Below are 20,188 nucleotides of genomic sequence, written 5' to 3' on the forward strand. Positions count from 1 at the left end.
GATCGATCCCCCAGTATAAAGTACTTTCGATGGGGAGGGGTTATTCGAAGTTCTCACAAGAAGAGGTATGACAGGAGAAGCGTGGAAGGAGAAGATACATCCTTAATAAATCAATACAAAATATAAAAAATCCTTTAAAAATATTTCCTAATCTTTAAGCCAGCACTAACTATATACATACAACAGACTCTGGAATGGTATCAACAGATGAGATCCCAAAATATTCACCTGAGGTTGTGAATTCATATATTCATGCTGAAGATTTGGATGGGATCCAGCAGATCATACAGGATGCCAGGCACCAAAAGGACCAATCTTCCCGTCTTTTGCTTGAAGCGATAGCAAATCAACTCAGAGAAGCCGCCTTTGAAAATGGAAAGCCCAAATACCTGGTGGCTGGAATTGAACACCACCTCCCGGCTGCAGAGGACGTCGCCATCTCCTGTGCAGCAGAGTGTATACAAACCGGTGACCCCGAATGGCTCAGCGCAGCAAGGCGGCTTCTACACGCAATCCCGTTAAAGAGCCGGCGTTCCCTCTGCACAAGCCAGATCGCAGAGCGCTTCATCAATGCAGGTATCAGGAGACGAGACGCTGAGCTGATCCGGCAGGGGATTACATGCATCGAGAGGATAGAGTTTAAAAAGAACCGATCTGCTTCGGTCAACACCCTGCTGCCGCGCATTACCAGCTATGCTGTCAGGACAGAGAACCCTGACCTCCTCAACAGAGCCTGTGAACTGCTTCATTTCGTCCACAGGACAAAACCACGATCAAATCTTGAGATTGAGATAATCCGGGCGCATATATCAATTGGCACCTCCACTGAGAACTACCAGCTCCTGGAAGAGGCATTCCTACGGGCTGAGGAAATCCCCCAGAAGAGCATGCAGTATGAGGCATTCAGTCAGATATTCTCGACGCTGAAAGCCCTCCAACGGGACCAGCTCATCTTTGATGGCGGAGGATATATCAAAGGCAGGTATGAGAGCCTGTCCCCGGAGAGCAGACGATCCTTTATTACTGCATTTACAGAAAGTCTCATCAGTTTCAAAAGAGAGCCTGAGGCGCTCCGAAAAGACCTTGCATATCTCTTTGATCTTGCCGGAACCAACCGCGTTGATGCGATAAACAGTATATTAAAATGCCTGATCAGTACTCCTGACAAAAAAACCCTCCAGGCACTGCTCAGAGAGATCGAAGACGCAGATATTGATCTGAGTGAGAACCAGGTTAAAAAACTGCTCTACCTGGTAGCCCTCCCCGGACTGAGAGAGCTTCACAACCATGAACTGCTCTGTATATACAGGAAGGTACAGGAAAACCCGCTGCTGTTTGTACAATCAGCAGAATTCTATGTATTCATTCACCTTTTAATTGATGCAGGATATGCCGACTGGGCATATGAACTTGTTCTTGATCTGCTCACAGCCGGTGAGAAGAAAAAACCCGGAGTGTTTCAGGCTGCTGTAGATCTGCTCACACACTCGCTCAGAAGCAGGACCAGATCAAATGCAGGCTGCCATCTGCTTTTTGCTCTCGCAGATGATCAGCCATACCGTGATGAACTGATCCTGACCGCCCAGCACAGGTGTATACAGGCTGTCTCCTCTTCAGATTTGGAGACAATGGTAGAAAAGCTCATAGAGATAGCCATGATTCATTCAAAACCGGATCTGGCACTCTCAAATCTCATTCTCATACTTATTGACTCGGATATACCAGTTCACCTGCACATCAGTACGCTTCTCACTCTCAATCGTCAGGTTCAGGATCCAGCCATAAAAGATTATAGCCTCTCCCAGATCATTGTTGAAATTACCAGAAACGGAGTACGACATGAGAGTCGTGATACCATCCAGCAGGCCGTCGCCTTCGGGTGTATGCTCGAGGGAACGCAGGCCCGCTATGATGCTTTTGCCCAAATCATCAATGAAGTAACAGCCTATGCCACACGGGACGGGGATCTTGATCTTTTAATCCGGATCAGCACCTGGTGCCTTGAACTCCTCTCCGGGGATTACAGGACGAGATCGCTTGAGAATATCATAGGCGGATTACTACGGTTTGGAGAGCAGAGAGATTCGTCCAGGGCTGTCTCTGCAGCATATGACCTTGCACGGGAGGTTATGGATCCAGGCATCCGCCAGGAGCTCTGCGAGTCATGCATACAGGCATATATCAGCTTTGGATCTGCACGCCTTGGAACAGGAGCCTTGCTGACAGATCCAAATAAGCTTGAATGGGCCCTTGAACCATTCATTCATGCCCAGGAGATAATCCGGCAATCAGTTCCGCCAAAGAAGCTGTCGCATACAATTGCTCTTGCCATTGACACCATTCTCGATTTGGATCAGATGCAGGAATCGATGCCATTGCTCATTCCACTAGCATTCTTCCTGCTTGAAGAGCCAGACCATATCAAAAGAAAAACGATCCTCGTCAGGAGCAGCGCACAGATCAGAACACTGTTAAACCAGATAGATCTGAATAGTCCCTATGAAATGCTCGCTTCTCTCATTTTCGAGTACCAGCCTGCACAACGATCACCTGTTGTGCTTGGGCTGGTCGAAAAAATGATCGGCGAAATACCTGATCCATACACCCGGGCACAGAAGCTTGCTTCTCTCACGCATGCATATCGTCTGCTTGGAGATCATACAACTGCAAAGGAGATTTTGGATACAATCCAGTTGACAGTCCCACAACTGCACGCAGGCGAGGCAGTAGATATTCTGACTGCCACTGCACATTGCTATTACGGAATAGATACTGCACGTGCAATAGAATGCATTCATACGGCAGCAGACTTCCAATGTGCATTATCCGGGTATGATGCAGACTCTGCTGCACGAAAGATAATTGCTGCAACAGCCAGGTATCCTGAAAAGGCCGATCAAGCTCTCCGAATCCCTGATCCATACCGCATGCTCGAATCAATTGAAGATCCAACTGAGTATGTCAGGGCTGCAATCCCTCTCCTTGCTACCTGTGATGATGAGTTGACGCATGCCGGTTGTATACAGAAAGCCTATGATACAATGCTTGCCATTCCAGCACCATATACCCGGGCACTCCTCCTCACAGACTTTACAGCCGCACAACGTGACAGGATGCAGGAAGAGACAAAAGAGGCATGCTTCAATGCGGCCATTGAGGCAGCTGAGGAGATAAAAATCCCCTATATCAGGTTCCAACTCAAAAAACAGATCATCTCCCTCCTTGTTGACGATTACACCAGGTCCGGCCGGGACAGGGCAGGTGAGCTGATCCTTGATCTTCTGCACAATATCACAGATCCACGTATACGGCTCAGTATTGCAGGGGAATTCGGACTGATGGCACTGCCTGGTGAGTCCTCTGATCAAAGTCTGGCACCAGATTCTCTGGTTACGCAACTCCTGCAACAGAAGATACGCCTTGCTGATGATCTGGATATTAACCAGGCACTCCAGGGCATCTCAGACAAAGGAATACTGGCACAGTATTACCTTGGTATCGCCATAGCCAACAGGCGCCGGGCAAAGAGCAGGCGTATCGAACAACTCATCCAGCAGGCTGGCCGGGAAGTAAGCGTCATTCGACCCCTCTCGCGCAGGGCATATTATCAATGTGACCTCGCACTCACCTGTTTTGCATACGGAGAATATGAACATGGTGGAAATTTCTTTGATATGGCAATGGATACCGCGACAAACATCTCCAGGGCAGATGTACGTGATGAAGTCTTCCAGGAGCTGGAGATAGCCATGCAGCTGATCCAGCAGATGGACGAATACCAGTATATATCCCGGGCGCAGTAGTACTTCTGAAGAAACAGGAGACAACAATTCATGACGAAAACAACAGGAGCAGGAAGATGAAGACTATTGAACTGCTGGTCTCCGGCAGGGTGCAGAAGGTAGGTTTTCGTGCATGTGTCAGGCATATCGCAACATCCCTGGGTGTCTCCGGGGAGGTGGAGAACCTTGCTGACGGGAGAGTTCGTGTTCTTGCTACCGGAGAAGATGTCATCCTTGAAAAATTCACCTCAATGCTCTATGGCTGCCCCCGCGCCATAATCAGGGACATGACCGTCAATGAGTATATCTTCACCCAGTTCCCGGATTTCTCCATCAAAAGAACAGTTTTCCTCTGAAAAATTAATATATAAAGGAAAATCCGGTCCCCTTTTCAAGCGACTGGAGATATGCATAAACATTCTGATCAATTATACGCTGATCAATTGTGGTGTAGAGCCGCTCAAGCATATGGGAGATGATCTGATCAGAGAGAACACACCGCGTCTGGCTCAGCTCATAATCTTTTGGCCCAAGGTGTGTGGTTGCGATATCAAAGACAACAGAATCCACCATGGACTGCTTCAGGGGCTCTATGATATCGTACACCAGCCCTCCTGCACCCTGATTCAAAAGCCCGTGATCGGGGTTCAGATGTGCCCCGATGAGAGCAACACATGCGTTTCCAAAGAGAAGGGCATAGCCAAACGAGAGCATCGCGTTGATTGGATCAAAATGTGGCCGGTGTGTCCGTCGCCGGTAATTCAGTTCAGATGGAGTCGTCCTGGACAGAATTTCATAATACATATCCGTCACCAGGGTATGGAGCCTGCGGATCTCCTCTATCCTGACCAGGTATTCAACCTCATTCTGAGCCTGACGCATCACATCCAGCTCCCCCTGGTAAAAGAGTCCCGAATCAAAGGATTGATCCAGTTCCTCAAGCCGGAGAAGGCGTGACTTCATAGATGCCCGTACAATCTCCACAATATAGCGGTGTGGTGGAGTTGATGTCTGAAGGCACCATCTCTCTTCATTGTTTTGTGTGCCAAACGGGCGGAGCGTACCAAGTGGCGTCCCATGAGCATCAAAAAAGGAGATTGACGATCCTTTCTCAAGCAGACGGTTAATCGTCGCTGTCTGGATGGTGTGTCCCCCTACCAGGAGGAGGTGCCTGATCTCTTCGATAGGATAATTCGACTGCTGGGAGCGTTTCTGTACATACAACAGACCCGGTGTCGATTTAATATGGGCGCCATACCCCCAGATGGCCAGCCAGGGAACATTCAGAGAAACCAATAATCAACCCTCATTGACAGAAGTATTCATTATATCCTTTGTTTCAGGGATTAAGCTTTTTGAAAAGTTCCAGAAGGTGCCGATCATATGCCTTTACCTCCGGGGAAGAAGGGATCTGCAATCGGGGCAGAAGAACCGCTCTTTCCTGTCAAGTTCGCTTAAACTCTCAGGTTTATACATAATACATTGTGGAATATGGCAGTGCTGAAGCCCGAGGAGATGGCCTATCTCATGTGCACCTTCTTTTGCAGTCCTCTCAATTATCAGGCGGATATCAGGTTCAATCCCGTAATAGGAATTCTCAAGCCGTGCAGTTGATATGACAGCACTCCCATATGACTCCCTGGCAAGTCCGAAGACAAAATCAGTCGAATCAGCATAGAGATCATCGGGTATAACAAGAAGAAACGGGTCCAGAATGCCATGCATCCGTTTGAAAAGGCTGATCCGGTTGATAACCCGTCCGGCATCATACTGTCGCCTGATCCGATGATACCCTTCAAGAGGGAAGTGATCTCCCAGAATGAGTTCCACAGATGAACCGAGAACATCAGAAATAATTCGCTGAACCGGAAGCTGAATACCATCAACAGATCGATAATCCCAATAGATTACGATCCCCATACCTGTTACTGGGTAATGAACGGGTATAAACATATTGAAGAAACAATCGGCCGCTACATTGGTGGCAATTACAAAAAAACAGTCGAGGTGGGCTTTGGAGGCAGGTTCACCGCCGCGAGCATCATCTGCGGCATGGGTGGATCGGTTCTCTGTACTGACATCAGGCCATTTACCTCTTCAGGCGGAATTCCAACTGCAGTTGATGACATCGACGATCCGGATATCAGTTTATACAAAGGATCAGACTGTATCTATGCCATCAGGCCCGGTATAGAGATGATCCCGGGGTTACTCGCACTCGCTGAAAGAGTCGGATCTGATCTGCTTGTGTACCACCTTGGAAACGAAATATATGAAAACGGCGGGGAGATTATTGACTGTGGTGTCATTCTCCACCGCTATTACGCCTCAGAACGAGAAGAGCGTTGACTGGCTCGCCTCTTTCTTCTTTGGCTTCTCAGGGTCTGCAGAATGATCCAAAACTGCAGCATTCAGCCCTGACCCGGTGTCATGCGTATCCTGCTCCACCCCTTTTTTCTGTTTTTTTAAGGCAGCCTTCCTCTTCTCTTCCTCTTTTGCCTCTTTCTCGATCTCTTTGTGAACAGACTGCGCCCTGGCCCTGTCATGGAGTAAAAGTGCCAGCTGATCGGCATCCAGGCAAAGTGATCTGACAAAGCTATGTGGATCCTTATCTGCAAGAAGGCCAATCGGGGTGAGATACTCCTTTGCTATGGTCTTTTCGGGTATCAGGTACTTTTCTGAAAACCGGTTCAGGAGTTGCAGACGGATTGCTTTTTGTCTGCGCGCCTGGCTCATACGCCTCCATCGACCAGGAGGGGATATTCTGTTTCGCTCATTTGATCCGGAGAGGGCAGCAGCGCATCCGATGATCATAATAGCGCTTGCGTACTTCCAGAGAGTATAATACTGGCGAATAAGGGTTCTTCCAAGATAGATATCCGCCCTCCGGAGATACTGCATCGCACGAACACGCCGTCTGCTATCGCGCTGCTGCAGAACTGCAGTCTCAAGCCACTGGATACGGGCATCCGGGGTGTCATCAACATCATATGAGAGCCGAAGCAATGCATCGTCGTCATACTTCCCCGACGTGGTCTTTGCCACAAGATCAAAAATGCTGTACCTCGAATCTTTCTGCTGGGTGGCAAGACTATCCGGAGTAATATGCGTTTTTCCAACTGACGCGCCAAAGAGCATATTGACTGCCTGGCGGATATCACCATGTGCCTCTTCAGCAATGATTCCAACAGCTTCAGGGTCGCATTCCAGACCCTCGTGCAGACAGATCGCCTTGAGGTGAGGAGCAAGGGAGCGTGCGGGGATCGCTTTGAACTGGATCTCAGAGCAGAGCCGCCTGATATCCTGGGCAACACCATAGGCATCGTTTGCAGTGAGGATAATGGGCTGTTTGGATCTGCGGATAACATCCACAATCGCCTTTGCACCGCCCCGATCGGCATTTCCCTCAAGGTTGTCAGCTTCATCGAGAAGTATCAGGCGCCGGCTTGATCCGGAGAGACTGGCTGTTGTGCTTGAGCTGCCAGCAATTCGCTCAATTGCTCCTTTTGTCCGCTGATCGCTTGCATTCAGCTCAATTATCTCCCATCCGAGGTCATGGGCAAGCGCATATGCCGTGGATGTCTTCCCGATGCCCGGTTTTCCATAGAGGAGGACCGGCTTCTTCTCCGGTGTCCAGTCAGACGCCCAGTCGAAGAGTTCACGAACCGCAGACTGATTGCCAATAATGTCCGCCAGCCGCCGTGGCCGGTACTTCTCCGTCCAGTCCATGTAGGATCTATTCATGTGCAAAGACAAAATAGGTTTGCGGGATCAGAAAACATAGAACAAATACATTATCTCAGATGAAGCAGAAACATAACTGGTAATCTGTTATTGGTGTTTATTGTGGCGAAAAAATGCTCCACTCAATCCGTAGCATCCGCGGTGAGAGATTATGAAGGCGTGACCAGGAAGCACGCAATCGGGGATATGATACATTCGCTGTATCAGGATTCCCCCGATGTTGTGGCATCGTTTGGAGAGGATGCTGCAGTCATACGGCAGGGAGACCGGGCCCTGCTTCTCGCCGCAGATGGAATCTGGAATAAGCTGATGGAGGCGGATCCGTACTGGGCAGGCTTTTGCGCAGTGCTTGTGAATATCCATGATATCGCCGCAATGGGTGGAGAAGCCCTGGCGCTGGTTGATATCCTCTCCTACACAGACGAAGAGCTGATGTATGAGGTGACACGGGGCATGGCAGATGCTGCAGAGCGGTTTGGTGTTCCGATCGTTGGGGGCCACCTCCACCCAAACACCCCCTATAATGTCATCGATGTTGCAATACTTGGATCAGCTGCCCTTGATTCTGTCATCTACAGCGACCGTGCCGGGGATGGGGATGCAGTGATTGCCGCAATCGATCTCAACGGGCGTGTCCATCCCTCCTGTATCATGAACTGGGATTCCGTCACGATGAAGGATGGAGAGACCTTGCGGGCACAGATCCGGGTGATGAAGACGCTTGGGGAAGATAAGCTTGTGACTGCCGCAAAGGACATATCAAACCCGGGCATTATCGGAACGCTTGGGATGCTCCTTGAAGTCAGCGGGATGGGTGCCTCAATTGACCTTCATGCGATACCGATGCCGGACCTTGCTGCACACGGGATAGAATTTGAGCTCTGGGTACGGATGTACCCGGGAATGGGATTCATCCTGACAGCTGAGCAGATCCATGTGGATGAGGTCTGCAGGCGCTTCAGGGAGGCTGGTATGGCAGCACAGGTGATAGGAACCGTCAATAACTCTCGAGAGCTGACCGTTGCCTACCAGGGGAGCTCAACAGAAGTCTTTGACTTCTCTATTGACGGGATCATGGGATCCATCGACTGGTGTCAGAAACGATGGTAACAATCGGCATCGGTGCTTCAGGAGATCCACAGAACGTCCTTTGGGCAGCAAAAAAGGCTGCTGCCCAGGGGATCGGCATTGTGATCTATACAACAGAAGAGATCCCGGACCCTGAGATTTCCGGGATCTCAATGCACGTGTCCAAAACCCCGGAGACGACGATGATAGACGCCCTTGTGAAGAACGAGATCGACGGGGCGGTTCGTGGCACACTCCCTGCAAACAGCACCCTCAGGCACCTCAGGGAGCAGACCGGTGCAGGCCACCTTGAACGCATTGCTGTTCTTGAGACAGCAGGCGGAGATCGGTTTCTGCTTGCCCCGGTCGGAATTGATGAGGGGTGGACTGTTGGTTCAAAACTGGATCTTATCCAAAAAGCAAAAGCCCTTGCCAGACAGCTTGGGATCGATCAGTCTGTCGGTATCCTCTCCGGAGGCCGTCTCGGAGATGTCGGGCGAAACCCTGTTGTGGACAGGTCACTTGCCGATGCCGAGCTGCTTGCCCGCATCTGTTGCGAAGAGCATAAAGAGATCCTCATCGAGGAGGTCGTGGGCAGCCATGGGATTGTGATCGCTCCGGATGGCATCTCAGGCAACCTGATATTCCGGACACTCGTTCTTCTTGGATCCGGCAAATCATATGGCGCACCTGTTGTAAATATCGGTGTAACCTTCGTCGATACATCGCGCGCATCACCCTGGCTGGAAAATGCCATTTCTCTTGCGGCAGCATTGAGAACTCCAAGATAAAGCAAAATAAACCCTTATATCAAATAATAAACCATAATAAAGCATATTTTCAAAAAATACGAAAGAATTGATTAATACCCCTATACAGTCTGGAAAATAGAAAATACGAAAGGAAAAACTGGCAATAGACGAAAACTATAAGTATTCAACGATATATTCATTGAATGGTGGCTTAAGTTATGTCAGACCTACCAATTGCAGCTGTAGTCAGAATTGCAAAGAAGAATGGTGCAGAACGAGTAGGCAGTGATGCTGCTGAAGCACTTGTTGTAAAGGCAGAGGCATACATTGCTGATCTCACAAAGAAAGCAAACCAGTATGCAGTTCATGCCGGAAGAAAGACGATCAAAGAGGAAGATATTGATCTCGCCGCAAAGGGCGAAGCATAATCAATTCTCCTCTTTTCACAAATCAGAAGACACCTTTTGTACTTGGAATTTCATTATCGTCCTGGTTTTTTGCAAGCGCCTGTTTGAGGGCAATGCCAAATGCCTTGAAGATCGCCTCACAGCTATGGTGATCTGATCTCCCTGAAAACGTGATGTGAGCAGTGATGCCAGCCTGCTGGAGAAGGGACGAGTAGAAGTGTTCAAAGAGATCATTTGGAATCCCACCGGTCTCCCTGCCGGCAAACGAACCTTCAAAGACGAGAAAACCTCTTCCTCCACAGTCAAGGGCAACAGAGGCGCGTGCCTCGTCCATCGGGATGGTGGCATCTGCAAACCGGGTTATTCCCCTGCCTTCACCAATTGACTGCTTCATTGCCATCCCAAGCACTATGCCGATATCTTCCACTGTATGGTGGCAGTCAACAGCGAGATCTCCTGCTGCATCGACGGTAAGGCCAAACTTCCCGTGCCTGCCAAAAGACTCAAGCATATGGTCGAGAAATGGAATGCCGGTATCTACACTGACATCTCCGCCATCGGGATCGAAACTGATTGCTACTGTCGTCTCCTTTGTCTTCCGGTTTACATCTGCCCGTCTCATGATATCTCCTCAAGTATTGCAGGAAGTGACAGCATCCCGCTATACAGGGCGGATCCAAGAACCACTCCTGCCGCACCAAGCTCCCTGAGAACCCTCAGATCAGCTGCGCTTGAGACGCCTCCAGAGACCACAACAGGGCATTGTACCGACCGGATGACATGTTCTGCCAGTCCGGCGTCAATACCACTGCAGAGCCCCTCTACATCGACATTGGTAAAGAGGAGGGAGCCTGCCCCCTCCTGCTCAAACCGTGCCGCCCATACTGCAGCATCGCCGGCAGTCTGCTCCCACCCATGGATTGCAATCTCGCCGCCGCGTGCATCAACACCTGCCATGATCCTCCCGCTCCCATGTTCCTGAGAGAGCCTTCGGATAATAAAAGGATCCTCTGTTGCGGCTGTACCGAGAATAACACGATCAACACCGATATCAAGCCAGCCTGCCGCATCGGAGGCCGACCTGATACCGCCGCCAAGCTGGATAAAGACATCTGTCCCGGCGATTAACTGCCTGATGATCTCCGCATTGGCTCCTGCATTTCCAAATGCGCCATCAAGGTTTACAATATGAAGGGCGGTTGCACCTTCATCTATCCATCTGAGCGCTGCATCAAGGGGGCTTCCATAGACCTGTGCAGTCTCACGCTTCCCCTGAACGAGCTGGACACAGCGTCCATTGAGAATATCAACTGCTGGAAAGATATCCATAGGCATCACGGGATCATACGCTGGACATCCATAACCAGGATATCTGTTGCTCCGGCACGTTTGACCTGGTTGATCAACTGGTATATACGCTCTTCAGCAACAACTGCATGGACGGCAACGAGGTTCTGATCTGAGGCCACATCCATCACTGTCGGGCCAGCCAGTCCGGGAAGGATTGCCCGTATCTCCTCAAGGCTGTCCCGGCTGATATTCATCATCAGGTAACACTGGCCTTTTGCCCTGACAACACTCTCAAGAGCAAGGGTGATCTCATCGATTTTGTCCCTGTGCTTACCGGCAGACGCCGGGTTTGCGATGAGCCAGGTTGAGCTTGAGAATACATCGGCAAGGATCCTGAGATGGTGTGTCTCAAGCGTCGTTCCGGAGCTTGTCAGGTCAACAATTGCATCTGCAATCCCAAGCTGGGGTGCTGCCTCACATGCACCGGATACTGAGACAATTGCGACATCGATACCTCGCTCAGAAAAAAACGACCGGGTAATACCGGGAAACTCTGTTGCAATTTTTGCTCCCGCAAGATCAGCAGCAACAGTATATCGTGACTCGTCGGGTACAGCAATGACAAGCCTCGCCTTCCCCATGCCAAGATCCAGAAGGTTTTCTACAACAGATCCACGCTCCGCCACCATATCAAGGCCTGTGATCCCAAGATCAGCCACTCCCTGGGCAACATACTCAGGGATATCGATTGGCCGGACATAGAGTATCTCGATATGCGGATCAACTGTTTTTGCGATGAGCTGGCGCACGCCGCCGCCATTGATATGCAGGCCGCTCTTCTCGATGAGTGCTGCAATAGGCTCTGCAATCCTGCCTTTATTGGGGATTGCAAGCCGGATTCTATCAGAAGGTCTTGAGCTCACCTTTTATAACCCTCTCTGTGATGGTTGATATGGTCTCAAGCCGGTCATTGACGATCTCTGTAACATCACGGGAGATGCTGTTGAAATCTGCCCCGTCTTCCGGAATTATCTGGACACCCGCAACAAGCGGATGATCAATTTGCTGACCAATCCGGGAGAGGAGACGGACATACATCTCGGTGATGCCATCAACCCTGGCACATGCTTCCTGTGCAATATCAGTGGAGAGCAGGTTGTAGATCTTGCCGATATGGTTTATCGGGTTCTTCCCGCTTGCCGCTTCCATGCTCATCGGACGGTTCGGCGTGATCAGGCCGTTGACCCGGTTGCCCCTGCCAACAGAGCCGTCATCACCCATCTCAGCTGATGTCCCGTTCACGGTCAGGAAGATACTGTTACTATTGATATCATCAGCGGTATTAACAGAAACCACAACCTTTCTCTCTGTATACTGCCTGGCAACCGACGCAAGGTGGTCCTGCATGAGATGCGTTGCCTCAACGTACTCATCAATTGATGAGCAGTAGCGATCAACCATGGCAGACGCAATGGTAAAGGTCATCTCATCGCCCTGTCTAAGACCCATAATTTTGATATCATAACCGATTATCGGGTTCTTTGGCCTGAGATGGGTTGCGATCTCCTGATCCATGGCAAGCACAATCTGTTCAACCTCGGAGAACGGCCCATGGCCGACACCAAATGATGTGTCATTTGCCCGCGGCACCTGGTTCTGCCCGCATGTCCTGAAGACATCACAGAGATCAGTGGATCCATCCCCCATCCTGCAGTCCACGATAATATCGCGTTCCATATTCAGGGTGGGAAGCGTCTCTCTGAGATAGTGCCGGGCCGCTTCAACTGCTGCAGCATCGGTTGGGATCGTCTGGCCATTGAAGCTTTTTGTTGCCCTACCGGTCAGGAGAAGGTACATCGGCTTGACTATCCTGCCTCCTCCAAACTGTGGAAGTGAAGCGCCTGCAACAACCTCTCCCTGGTCGGTGTTGTGGTGGAGCACAGCATCACATCGCTCATCATATTCCCTGCAGAGCGCGCGGCTGATGGCTTCTGCAACTCCATCTGCAATACTGTCAGGATGGCCAACACATTTCCGTTCAACAAGTTCGATAGCCTGTTCCTCAATTGGTGTCTGTCGAAGAGATGCAATACTGATATTTCTTGTCATGAAAACCCTCGGGTAGATTGTTGTCAGATATAGTAGATAGAGATGGGATCTCTTTTAATGCTGTTCATCGTGTGAGCGAAACTTCAGATCTGAGTGTCAGCATACAGACTCCGTCCCGGAAGACACGGACAAGCCCTCCACTCTCGGATACGGTGATGCCAACTGATGGAATATCCCGGGTGATTGCAGCTGCTGCCATATGCCTCCCCCCAAGCCCTGATGGAAGGGTTACCCCGCGGGCATCGGCGTCAATATACCTGCCGGCAGCAATAATGTGCCCTTCTTTTGTCAGGATAAAAACACCGTCAAGCTGGGCAAACTCCTTGACGCTCTCCCAGTTCTCCCGGTTCCGGATATCACATACTGAGAGGGGATGGCCTGCATAGGGATTTAATATCGCCTGGTGGGACCGTGCAAGGAGGGATGATCCCTCCCCGATGATGAAGGCTGTCCCGATATGCCTTCCTTCACGTCCTTCGTGGGCGAGCTCAAGAGCCAGTGCAAGAACCGAATGGAGAACCTCGGGCGGGACGATATCACTGTATGACTTCAGATCAAGGTAATCGCGTGCCTCTCCGACATCATAGATGAGAAGGGCAAAGGGAAAGACGCCAATAATCGTCCCTGTTGAGATCTCTGTCCGGAGATGATACTGGACAACCGCGTCCAGGATATGATGTTCACAGAACTCTAAAAGCTCCTGCATATTCTTTTTGACAAAGAGATCCGGCTGATGCTCCTTCACCCAGACAACAGGAATATCTGTCTCAAACTGGTTCTGGTCAAGGAACGAGAGGATGGCAATAGCCCCGACTGATTCCGCAAGTTCGGCTGCTGCCGCCATCAGTACCTGTTCCTTGTTGTGTATCATATCAGATCTGCTATTTTTTGAGGGAGTTCGGACGGGCGACGGGCAACCACAATACCCATTGCTTCGAGGCGCCGGATCTTTGATGCGGCATCCCCTTCACCACCTTCGATGATCGCTCCCGCATGCCCCATGCGTTTCTCTTTTGGCGCAGAGACACCTGCAATATAGGCGACAAGGGGAAGACCACATGAGAGGGCTGCTTCTGCCCCGTCAAGCTCAAGGGCACCTCCAACCTCACCGATCAGGATGACTGCCTTTGTATGCGGATCCTGGTGGAAACCTTCGATACAATCAACAAAGGTCTCACCGATAACCGGATCCCCTCCAATTCCAATAACTGTGCTCTGCCCGATGCCAGCCCGCGTCAGTTCGTCGACAACTTCATAGGTGAGAGTGCCGCTCCGTGAGATTACACCGACACTTCCCGTTGAGAAGAGTGGTGAGGGCATTATCCCGAGCTTGCATTCACCAGGCGAGAGGAGACCGGGGCAGTTTGGACCAATCACAGCCGACCCGCAGGATCGTGCATAGGCTACTGCCTGCATCACATCATGGACCGGGATATGCTCGGTGATCGCGACAATCGTCTCGATTCCGGCATCAGCTGCTTCCATGATCGAATCTGCTGCTGCGCCGGCAGGCACAAAGATGACTGATGCAGAGAGATCATGGGCCGCCTGTGCCTCACGTACCGTGTCATAGACAGGGACACCATGCACATCCCTGCCACCTTTTCCAGGTGTTACCCCGGCAACAACACCTGCTCCACCCACGTCACGGGCATACCTGTTCATCAGGTCGATATGGAATGCTCCCTGGTTTCCGGTTGCCCCCTGCACAAGCACACGTGTTGATCTATCCCCATATATCATGAAGATGCCTCCTGCACAGCTGAGGCGACAGCCTCTTCCATGGTATCAAGCATCCGGTACCCGGCACCTTCAAGAAGGGCCCGGCCTTCTGCTTCATTTGTACCTGCAAGCCTGACAATCACCTGCTGGGAGACCCCGGCATCGATGATCCCGCGTGCCACCTCGTCACAGCGGGTGATCCCGCCGAGGAGATTGACAACAATCACCTGTACAGAAGGCACAGACGCAACCAGCCGCACCGCATGCATCACCCGCTCTGATCCTGCACCTCCCCCGACATCCAGAAAGTTTGCAGCCCGTCCCTGGTGATGGGCGATGAGATCGAGTGTTGCCATTGTGAGGCCGGCACCATTGCCGATAACACCAATGGACCCATCCAGTTCGACATAGGAGAAGCCATGCGTTTCAGCCTCGGCCTCACGTTCGGTGAGATCCCGGTTTTCACAGATTCCCTGCCGGTTGAGTGCGTTATCATCAATGATCAGTTTCGCATCGGCTGCAAGCACTCCCTGTGGAGTGATGACGAGTGGATTGATCTCAGCAAGAAGAGCGTCTTTCTCGAGGAATGCCCTGTACAACCCTGAGATGACAGAAGCCACCTCCTTCTCACATCCTTTTGTGAGGTAGCGGAGGATGAATCCCGGAACCTCTTTGAAGTGGGGGGAGACATAGGCTCTTCTGACGATATCGGGACTCTCCCCGGCAGTCGACTCTATCTCCACCCCTCCTGCTTCAGCAAAGAGAATGACAGGGGATCGGCGGCTTCTGTCAATTGCTATAGAGAGGAAATACTCTTTCTCAATCTCTAGGCGCTGCTCAACCAGCACCTCCTGGACAGAAAGGCCCTTAATCTCCTTTCTGAAGAGCTCATCTGCTACAGAGGCCGCATCAGATTCTGTGGCCATCAGGATGCCGCCTGCAAGGCCCCGGCCCCCGACATCCACCTGTGCCTTCAGGACAACATCGCCGTGTATCCTGCTGCAGGCATCCAAAGCCTCCCCGGGAGATCTGATCAACACGCTCTCAGGCACTGCTATTCCGTATCCGGAAAAAACCTTCTTGGCTTCATATTCACGTAATTTCATGGTTTTTGTTCACCGGATCCGAGTTTGATCCCAAGATGGAGGGCTTTTTTATTGAGTTCTTCTGTGCCCTTTGGAACAATATCGAGGACGGCCTTCTGCATGGCCTCCGGAGAGACAATGCCGGTTGTGGCAACAAGTGCCCCGAGCATGACGATATTGGCAACGATAGGTTTTCCAAGCTCCTCCTTTGAAAGTGCTGTTGCCGGAATTTTCCGGCAGGAGACGCCTTCAGGGCGGGACTGGACAAGACCGGAGTCGATGATCACAATATCCTGATCTGATGCAGTTGACCCAAACTTCAGGTATCCCGCCTCTGACATGATGACATAGATATTGGGGTTGAAGACTTTTGGATAGTGGACGGGATCCTCACTGATAATGACCGTGCTGGAAGATGCCCCGCCCCGGGCTTCCGGGCCATAGCTCTGGGACTGAACAGCATACTTTCCATCGTACATCGATGCCGCACGCCCAAGGATGACAGCAGACGTGACTATTCCCTGGCCGCCAAACCCCGAGAAGATCACCTCATACTTCATTTTTTCACCCCGAGTGCCGGCAGGTTGCGATTGGTGAGGTTGCCAACAACAAACATATCCGGTGGAATGGGTTTGCCTTCTGCAACCAGTCGATCATATTTCTCCTTAATCAGCGCATGATCCCGCATCACCGAGATCATCGACTCAACATCACGGAGCTTGTTTCTCCGTCCAAAGTTCGTCGGACACTGGACAAAGACCTCAATAAAGGAGAAACCGGGTTTCTGCAGGCCGAGGGTTATTGACCGGGTCAGCTCCTTCACATGGTATGATGTCCAGCGGGCGACAAAGTTGGCACCTGCTGCTGCAGCAAGTTCGCAGAGATCAAAGGGGTTTTCATCCATACCATACGGAGTCGTGGTGGAGAGAGCACCAGATGGGGTACAGGGGCTTCCCTGGCCGCCGGTCATCCCGTATATCTGGTTATTCATGCAGATAACAGTCATATCGATGTTTCGCCGTGCCGAATGGATGAAATGGTTCCCGCCAATGGCAGAGAGATCACCATCGCCGGTAAAGACAACGACATTAAAGTCCTGTTTCGCCATCTTGACCCCGGTTGCAAATGCAAGTGCCCGGCCATGAGTCGTATGGAGCGAGTCTGCGGTGATGTATCCGGGTGCACGGGATGAACAGCCTATTCCTGAGACAAAGACGGTATTGTCCTTCTCCCATCCAAGCGAGTCGATTGCCGTGAGTGCACAGTTGATGATGGATCCGTTTCCGCATCCTGCACAGAAGATGTGCGGAAGGCGGTCATGCCTGAACCAGTCTTCAAAACTCATGCATACTCCTCCGCCTTCTCAATAAGGTATGACGGGAGATGGAGTTCCCCGCCGATTCTTGGGAGGGAGACGACCGGGAGATCCGTATGCCTGCCAATCTCACGTGCCATCTGGCCCATATTCATCTCCGGAACGAGAAACACCCGTGCGTTTGGAAACTTCTTCAGAAGGTTTTCCGGGAATGGCCAGACCAGCCTGAGATTCAGGTGGCCAAAGCCCTTCCCTGGTTCATCAAGCAGAACCTGCCGTACTGCCCGGGTCGGGGCACCATAGGAGATAAAGACTATCTCAGCCTCAGAGTTTTCGATGTCATAGTCTGCAATCTCATGCCGTGCCCGCTCAACTTTCTCGATCAGCCGGATCACAAGATTCTGGTGGAGTTCAGGATCAGTGGATGCGGGATAGCCTTTCTCGTTATGGGTCAGGCCCGTCACATGGACACGGTGTCCCTCCCCAAAGGGCGTAAAGCCGGGTACAAGATCGTCTTCTGGTTCAAATGGCAGTTTCCCCTCTCGTGCGGGACGCGGAGGAATGCATTCAACCGAATCCGGGAATTCAACGCGTTCACGGAGGTGGCCGACGATCTCATCTGCCATCAGAAAGACCGGGACACGGAATCGATCTGCCAGGTTGAATGCCTTCACCGTGAGATCGAACATCTCCTGAACACTTGATGGCGACAGGGCGATCACACTGTAATCCCCGTGGGAGCCGAACCTGCACTGGAGCATATCGCCCTGTGCAGCCAGTGTGGGCTGGCCTGTTGAAGGGCCTCCCCTCTGGATATTCACCACCACACAGGGAGTCTCGGTGAAGGCAGCATACCCGATATTCTCCATCATCAGGGAGAATCCAGGACCGCTTGTGGCCGTCATTGACCGTACACCCGTCCAGGCACCCCCGATGACTGCTGCCATGCTCGCGATCTCATCCTCCATCTGGATGAATGTCCCGCCAACCTGCGGGAGGCGCCGTGCCATCCGTTCTGCAACTTCAGATGACGGGGTGATCGGGTATCCGGCAAAGAACCGGCAGCCTGCAGCAATCCCACCTTCCGCACTGGCATCATTGCCCTGCATGAAGTCAACGCGTGTCAATACTCTATCACCACCTTTTGGGGTTCAAACGGAGCTTCAGGTATCCAGTTAATTGCCTGATCCGGGCAGATCATCTGGCATACCCCACATAAGCGCCGCTCGTAGAGCTGTGAAAGCCTGCAGTTTGTGCACCGTTCGGGCCGATCCAGCTCCGGAACAAAAACACCCTTCTGGTTCGGCCGCTTTCCTTCCCGGAAGATAGTATACGGGCAGACGAGCACACAGATGTTGCATCCCTTGCACCGTGTTTCATCAATAACCAGCTTCATGCAACTGAACCCTCTGGTATATATTGGTGATTTTAATCAATAAGCACTTGCTTTTCGGATCACGTTGTGCCATCTCTTCCTGACCTCCATACTTCAAACCGTTTACGTGCCCTGAGGTTGGTATCAGCGAAGATATCGCCTCCATGGGCATCGATCCCAACCACAAGCGGGAGATCGGTAACGTCGATGATCCAGATCGACTCTGCCATCCCGAGATCAGGATAGAAGACACCTTTGAGTTCCATATGGGATGCTGCCAGTGCCGCACATCCGCCGGTGAAGGCAAGGTAGACAGCCCGGTTCTTCAGCGACAGGGCAACAGACTCATCCATCCCTCCCTTTCCGATCAGGCAGCGGACACCGCTGTCAAGGAGAAAGCCGGTGAGGGAATTCATCCGGGCAGATGTTGTCGGGCCTGCTGCCAGGATCTGGTTATCCTGTATCACCGGGCCAGCATGATAGATTGCAGCTCCTGCCGGATCAAACGGGATGCCGTCTTTCATCATCCGGAGATGCGCCTCATCCCGGGCGGTATAGATGATTCCGGATAAAAAAACCTGATCTCCAGCAGCAAGAGAGAGGATCTCCTCACCAAGCGGGGTCTTAAGCTTCATACCACCACCTTCCGTGTCGCACGCCGGCAGGCCCAGCACTGGATGTTCACCGCAACCGGAAGGGATGCGGTATGGCAGTGAGCCTTCATGACTTTCACAGCCAGCGCTGTTGTATCCCCCCCAAGACCCATAGGCCCTATGCCCAGGCTGTTGATGGCATCACAGATCTCCTGTTCATAGGCATCCATTGTATCGATTGGCAGGAGAAGAGCCTCTTTTGCCATGGCTGCCGCGAGATCGAATGTTCCCCCGATCCCAACACCCACAACAACAGGCGGGCAGGGGCGCCCCCCGGCAAGAAGAACAGTCTCGACAATGAATTCCGGGATGCTCCCCGCCTGTGAGGGGAGGAGCATGCCTATCCGCGAGACATTTTCTGATCCGGCACCCTTTGGGAGTACCGTCACTGTCAGGTCTTCCCCCTCACTACTATGGACCACCGGTATGCCAACACCTGTATTATCGCCGCTGTTTTCACGCGTGATGGGATCAACGGCGTTTGGCCTGAGTGGAACAGAACCGGTTGCCCGCCTGATGCCGTCAAGAACTGCGTCGCGCAAGAGGAGAGCTGATACATGCAGCTGTGGAGGAACCGTCAGGTACACAGCAGCTATCCCGGTATCCTGGCAGAGAGGAATATCCAGCCGCTCTGCCTCGCGGATATTTGCCCGGATATTTGCAAGTTCTCCCCGAGCCACAGGATCAGTTTCCCGCTCCATGGCTGCCTTCAGTGCGCTTTTCACATCCTGAGGCAGGAAGACCTCGGCATCATGAATACAGGCAAGGGTTGCATCAGTTACGGCTTTTCGAAGCGCCTGTTCATCCAGGGTATGCATACCGCTATTTTGTTTGACAAAGATGATAAAACCCGTCAGGACAAAAAGGGAAAAAGATTGGTGAACGA

General features: G+C 51.6%; 22 protein-coding genes. 6 read left to right on the forward strand and 16 right to left on the reverse strand.

All coding sequences use genetic code 11. The features are described from left to right. Window positions 1-194 precede the first annotated feature (194 nt). Window positions 195-3,803, forward strand: a complete 3,609-nt coding sequence (locus ABCO64_RS09325) for a hypothetical protein (RefSeq protein WP_253460806.1) — start codon at window positions 195-197, stop codon at window positions 3,801-3,803. Window positions 3,804-3,859: 56 nt separating this feature from the next. After that, the gene (locus ABCO64_RS09330) at window positions 3,860-4,138 is read left to right on the forward strand and encodes an acylphosphatase (protein WP_253460803.1); all 279 of its coding nucleotides are present in this window, start codon (window positions 3,860-3,862) and stop codon (window positions 4,136-4,138) included. A 4-nt stretch (window positions 4,139-4,142) separates the two neighbouring features. On the opposite strand, the gene cas1 is transcribed toward ABCO64_RS09330, so the two are convergent. Both cas1 and ABCO64_RS09340 read right to left on the reverse strand, forming a co-directional pair. After that, window positions 4,143-5,078, reverse strand: a complete 936-nt coding sequence (cas1, locus tag ABCO64_RS09335; protein ID WP_253460800.1) for a CRISPR-associated endonuclease Cas1 — start codon at window positions 5,076-5,078, stop codon at window positions 4,143-4,145. A 93-nt stretch (window positions 5,079-5,171) separates the two neighbouring features. Further along, on the reverse strand, window positions 5,172-5,702 hold the full coding sequence (locus tag ABCO64_RS09340; protein ID WP_253460797.1) for an archaemetzincin family Zn-dependent metalloprotease: 531 nt from the start codon (window positions 5,700-5,702) through the stop codon (window positions 5,172-5,174). A gap of 15 nt (window positions 5,703-5,717) precedes the next feature. Here ABCO64_RS09340 and ABCO64_RS09345 point away from each other — a divergent pair, with 15 nt between their 5' ends. Then, on the forward strand, window positions 5,718-6,131 hold the full coding sequence (locus ABCO64_RS09345; RefSeq protein WP_253460794.1) for a UPF0146 family protein: 414 nt from the start codon (window positions 5,718-5,720) through the stop codon (window positions 6,129-6,131). Here ABCO64_RS09345 and ABCO64_RS09350 read toward each other — a convergent pair. Then, window positions 6,111-7,511 carry a replication factor C large subunit gene (locus ABCO64_RS09350; protein WP_253460790.1) on the reverse strand — a complete coding sequence of 467 codons (1,401 nt, stop codon included), beginning with the start codon at window positions 7,509-7,511 and terminating at the stop codon, window positions 6,111-6,113. The two genes, ABCO64_RS09345 and ABCO64_RS09350, sit on opposite strands and share 21 nt — an antisense overlap. 117 nt (window positions 7,512-7,628) lie before the next feature. Here ABCO64_RS09350 and ABCO64_RS09355 point away from each other — a divergent pair, with 117 nt between their 5' ends. From ABCO64_RS09355 to ABCO64_RS09365, 3 genes are all read left to right on the forward strand, one after another. Beyond that, window positions 7,629-8,636 carry a methanogenesis marker 2 protein gene (locus ABCO64_RS09355; protein ID WP_253460787.1) on the forward strand — a complete coding sequence of 336 codons (1,008 nt, stop codon included), beginning with the start codon at window positions 7,629-7,631 and terminating at the stop codon, window positions 8,634-8,636. Continuing rightward, on the forward strand, window positions 8,630-9,385 hold the full coding sequence (mtxX, locus tag ABCO64_RS09360; RefSeq protein ID WP_253460784.1) for a methanogenesis marker protein Mmp4/MtxX: 756 nt from the start codon (window positions 8,630-8,632) through the stop codon (window positions 9,383-9,385). The genes ABCO64_RS09355 and mtxX overlap by 7 nt, the downstream gene beginning before the upstream one ends. 179 nt (window positions 9,386-9,564) lie before the next feature. Beyond that, complete coding sequence (locus ABCO64_RS09365; protein ID WP_253460781.1) at window positions 9,565-9,774, forward strand: histone family protein; 210 nt, start codon at window positions 9,565-9,567, stop codon at window positions 9,772-9,774. 22 nt (window positions 9,775-9,796) lie between these two features. On the opposite strand, the gene hisB is transcribed toward ABCO64_RS09365, so the two are convergent. The 13 genes from hisB to ABCO64_RS09430 form a co-directional block, all read right to left on the reverse strand. Further along, window positions 9,797-10,375, reverse strand: a complete 579-nt coding sequence (gene hisB, locus ABCO64_RS09370) for an imidazoleglycerol-phosphate dehydratase HisB (RefSeq protein WP_253460778.1) — start codon at window positions 10,373-10,375, stop codon at window positions 9,797-9,799. Next, complete coding sequence (gene hisA, locus ABCO64_RS09375) at window positions 10,372-11,082, reverse strand: 1-(5-phosphoribosyl)-5-[(5-phosphoribosylamino)methylideneamino]imidazole-4-carboxamide isomerase (protein WP_253460775.1); 711 nt, start codon at window positions 11,080-11,082, stop codon at window positions 10,372-10,374. The genes hisB and hisA overlap by 4 nt, the downstream gene beginning before the upstream one ends. Before the next feature lie 5 nt (window positions 11,083-11,087). Then, window positions 11,088-11,966 (reverse strand): ATP phosphoribosyltransferase, encoded by an 879-nt coding sequence (hisG, locus tag ABCO64_RS09380; protein WP_253460772.1) that lies wholly within the window; start codon window positions 11,964-11,966, stop codon window positions 11,088-11,090. Further along, complete coding sequence (locus ABCO64_RS09385; protein ID WP_253460769.1) at window positions 11,947-13,152, reverse strand: methionine adenosyltransferase; 1,206 nt, start codon at window positions 13,150-13,152, stop codon at window positions 11,947-11,949. Before ABCO64_RS09385 ends, hisG begins: the two co-directional genes overlap by 20 nt. Window positions 13,153-13,216: 64 nt before the next feature. Further along, entirely contained in the window at window positions 13,217-14,023 is an 807-nt protein-coding gene (locus ABCO64_RS09390) for a DNA integrity scanning protein DisA nucleotide-binding domain protein (protein ID WP_253460766.1), read from the reverse strand. Further along, window positions 14,020-14,895: a succinate--CoA ligase subunit alpha gene (gene sucD, locus ABCO64_RS09395; RefSeq protein ID WP_253460763.1), complete on the reverse strand. Its 876-nt coding sequence runs from the start codon at window positions 14,893-14,895 to the stop codon at window positions 14,020-14,022. Before sucD ends, ABCO64_RS09390 begins: the two co-directional genes overlap by 4 nt. Then, window positions 14,892-15,980, reverse strand: coding sequence for a succinate--CoA ligase subunit beta (locus ABCO64_RS09400; protein ID WP_253460760.1), 1,089 nt, complete (start codon window positions 15,978-15,980; stop codon window positions 14,892-14,894). Before ABCO64_RS09400 ends, sucD begins: the two co-directional genes overlap by 4 nt. Then, window positions 15,977-16,519 carry a 2-oxoacid:acceptor oxidoreductase family protein gene (locus ABCO64_RS09405; protein ID WP_253460757.1) on the reverse strand — a complete coding sequence of 181 codons (543 nt, stop codon included), beginning with the start codon at window positions 16,517-16,519 and terminating at the stop codon, window positions 15,977-15,979. Before ABCO64_RS09405 ends, ABCO64_RS09400 begins: the two co-directional genes overlap by 4 nt. Continuing rightward, entirely contained in the window at window positions 16,516-17,304 is a 789-nt protein-coding gene (locus tag ABCO64_RS09410; protein ID WP_253460754.1) for a thiamine pyrophosphate-dependent enzyme, read from the reverse strand. The genes ABCO64_RS09405 and ABCO64_RS09410 overlap by 4 nt, the downstream gene beginning before the upstream one ends. Further along, window positions 17,301-18,401 (reverse strand): 2-oxoacid:acceptor oxidoreductase subunit alpha, encoded by a 1,101-nt coding sequence (locus tag ABCO64_RS09415; RefSeq protein ID WP_253460751.1) that lies wholly within the window; start codon window positions 18,399-18,401, stop codon window positions 17,301-17,303. The genes ABCO64_RS09410 and ABCO64_RS09415 overlap by 4 nt, the downstream gene beginning before the upstream one ends. Further along, on the reverse strand, window positions 18,398-18,670 hold the full coding sequence (locus tag ABCO64_RS09420; protein ID WP_253460748.1) for a 4Fe-4S dicluster domain-containing protein: 273 nt from the start codon (window positions 18,668-18,670) through the stop codon (window positions 18,398-18,400). Before ABCO64_RS09420 ends, ABCO64_RS09415 begins: the two co-directional genes overlap by 4 nt. Before the next feature lie 59 nt (window positions 18,671-18,729). Beyond that, complete coding sequence (locus ABCO64_RS09425; protein ID WP_253460745.1) at window positions 18,730-19,284, reverse strand: FumA C-terminus/TtdB family hydratase beta subunit; 555 nt, start codon at window positions 19,282-19,284, stop codon at window positions 18,730-18,732. Beyond that, window positions 19,281-20,120 (reverse strand): fumarate hydratase, encoded by an 840-nt coding sequence (locus ABCO64_RS09430; protein ID WP_253460742.1) that lies wholly within the window; start codon window positions 20,118-20,120, stop codon window positions 19,281-19,283. Before ABCO64_RS09430 ends, ABCO64_RS09425 begins: the two co-directional genes overlap by 4 nt. Between the last annotated feature and the right edge of the window lie 68 nt (window positions 20,121-20,188).

Origin of the sequence: Methanocalculus natronophilus (assembly GCF_038751955.1) — an archaeon.
Classification (GTDB): domain Archaea; phylum Halobacteriota; class Methanomicrobia; order Methanomicrobiales; family Methanocorpusculaceae; genus Methanocalculus; species Methanocalculus natronophilus.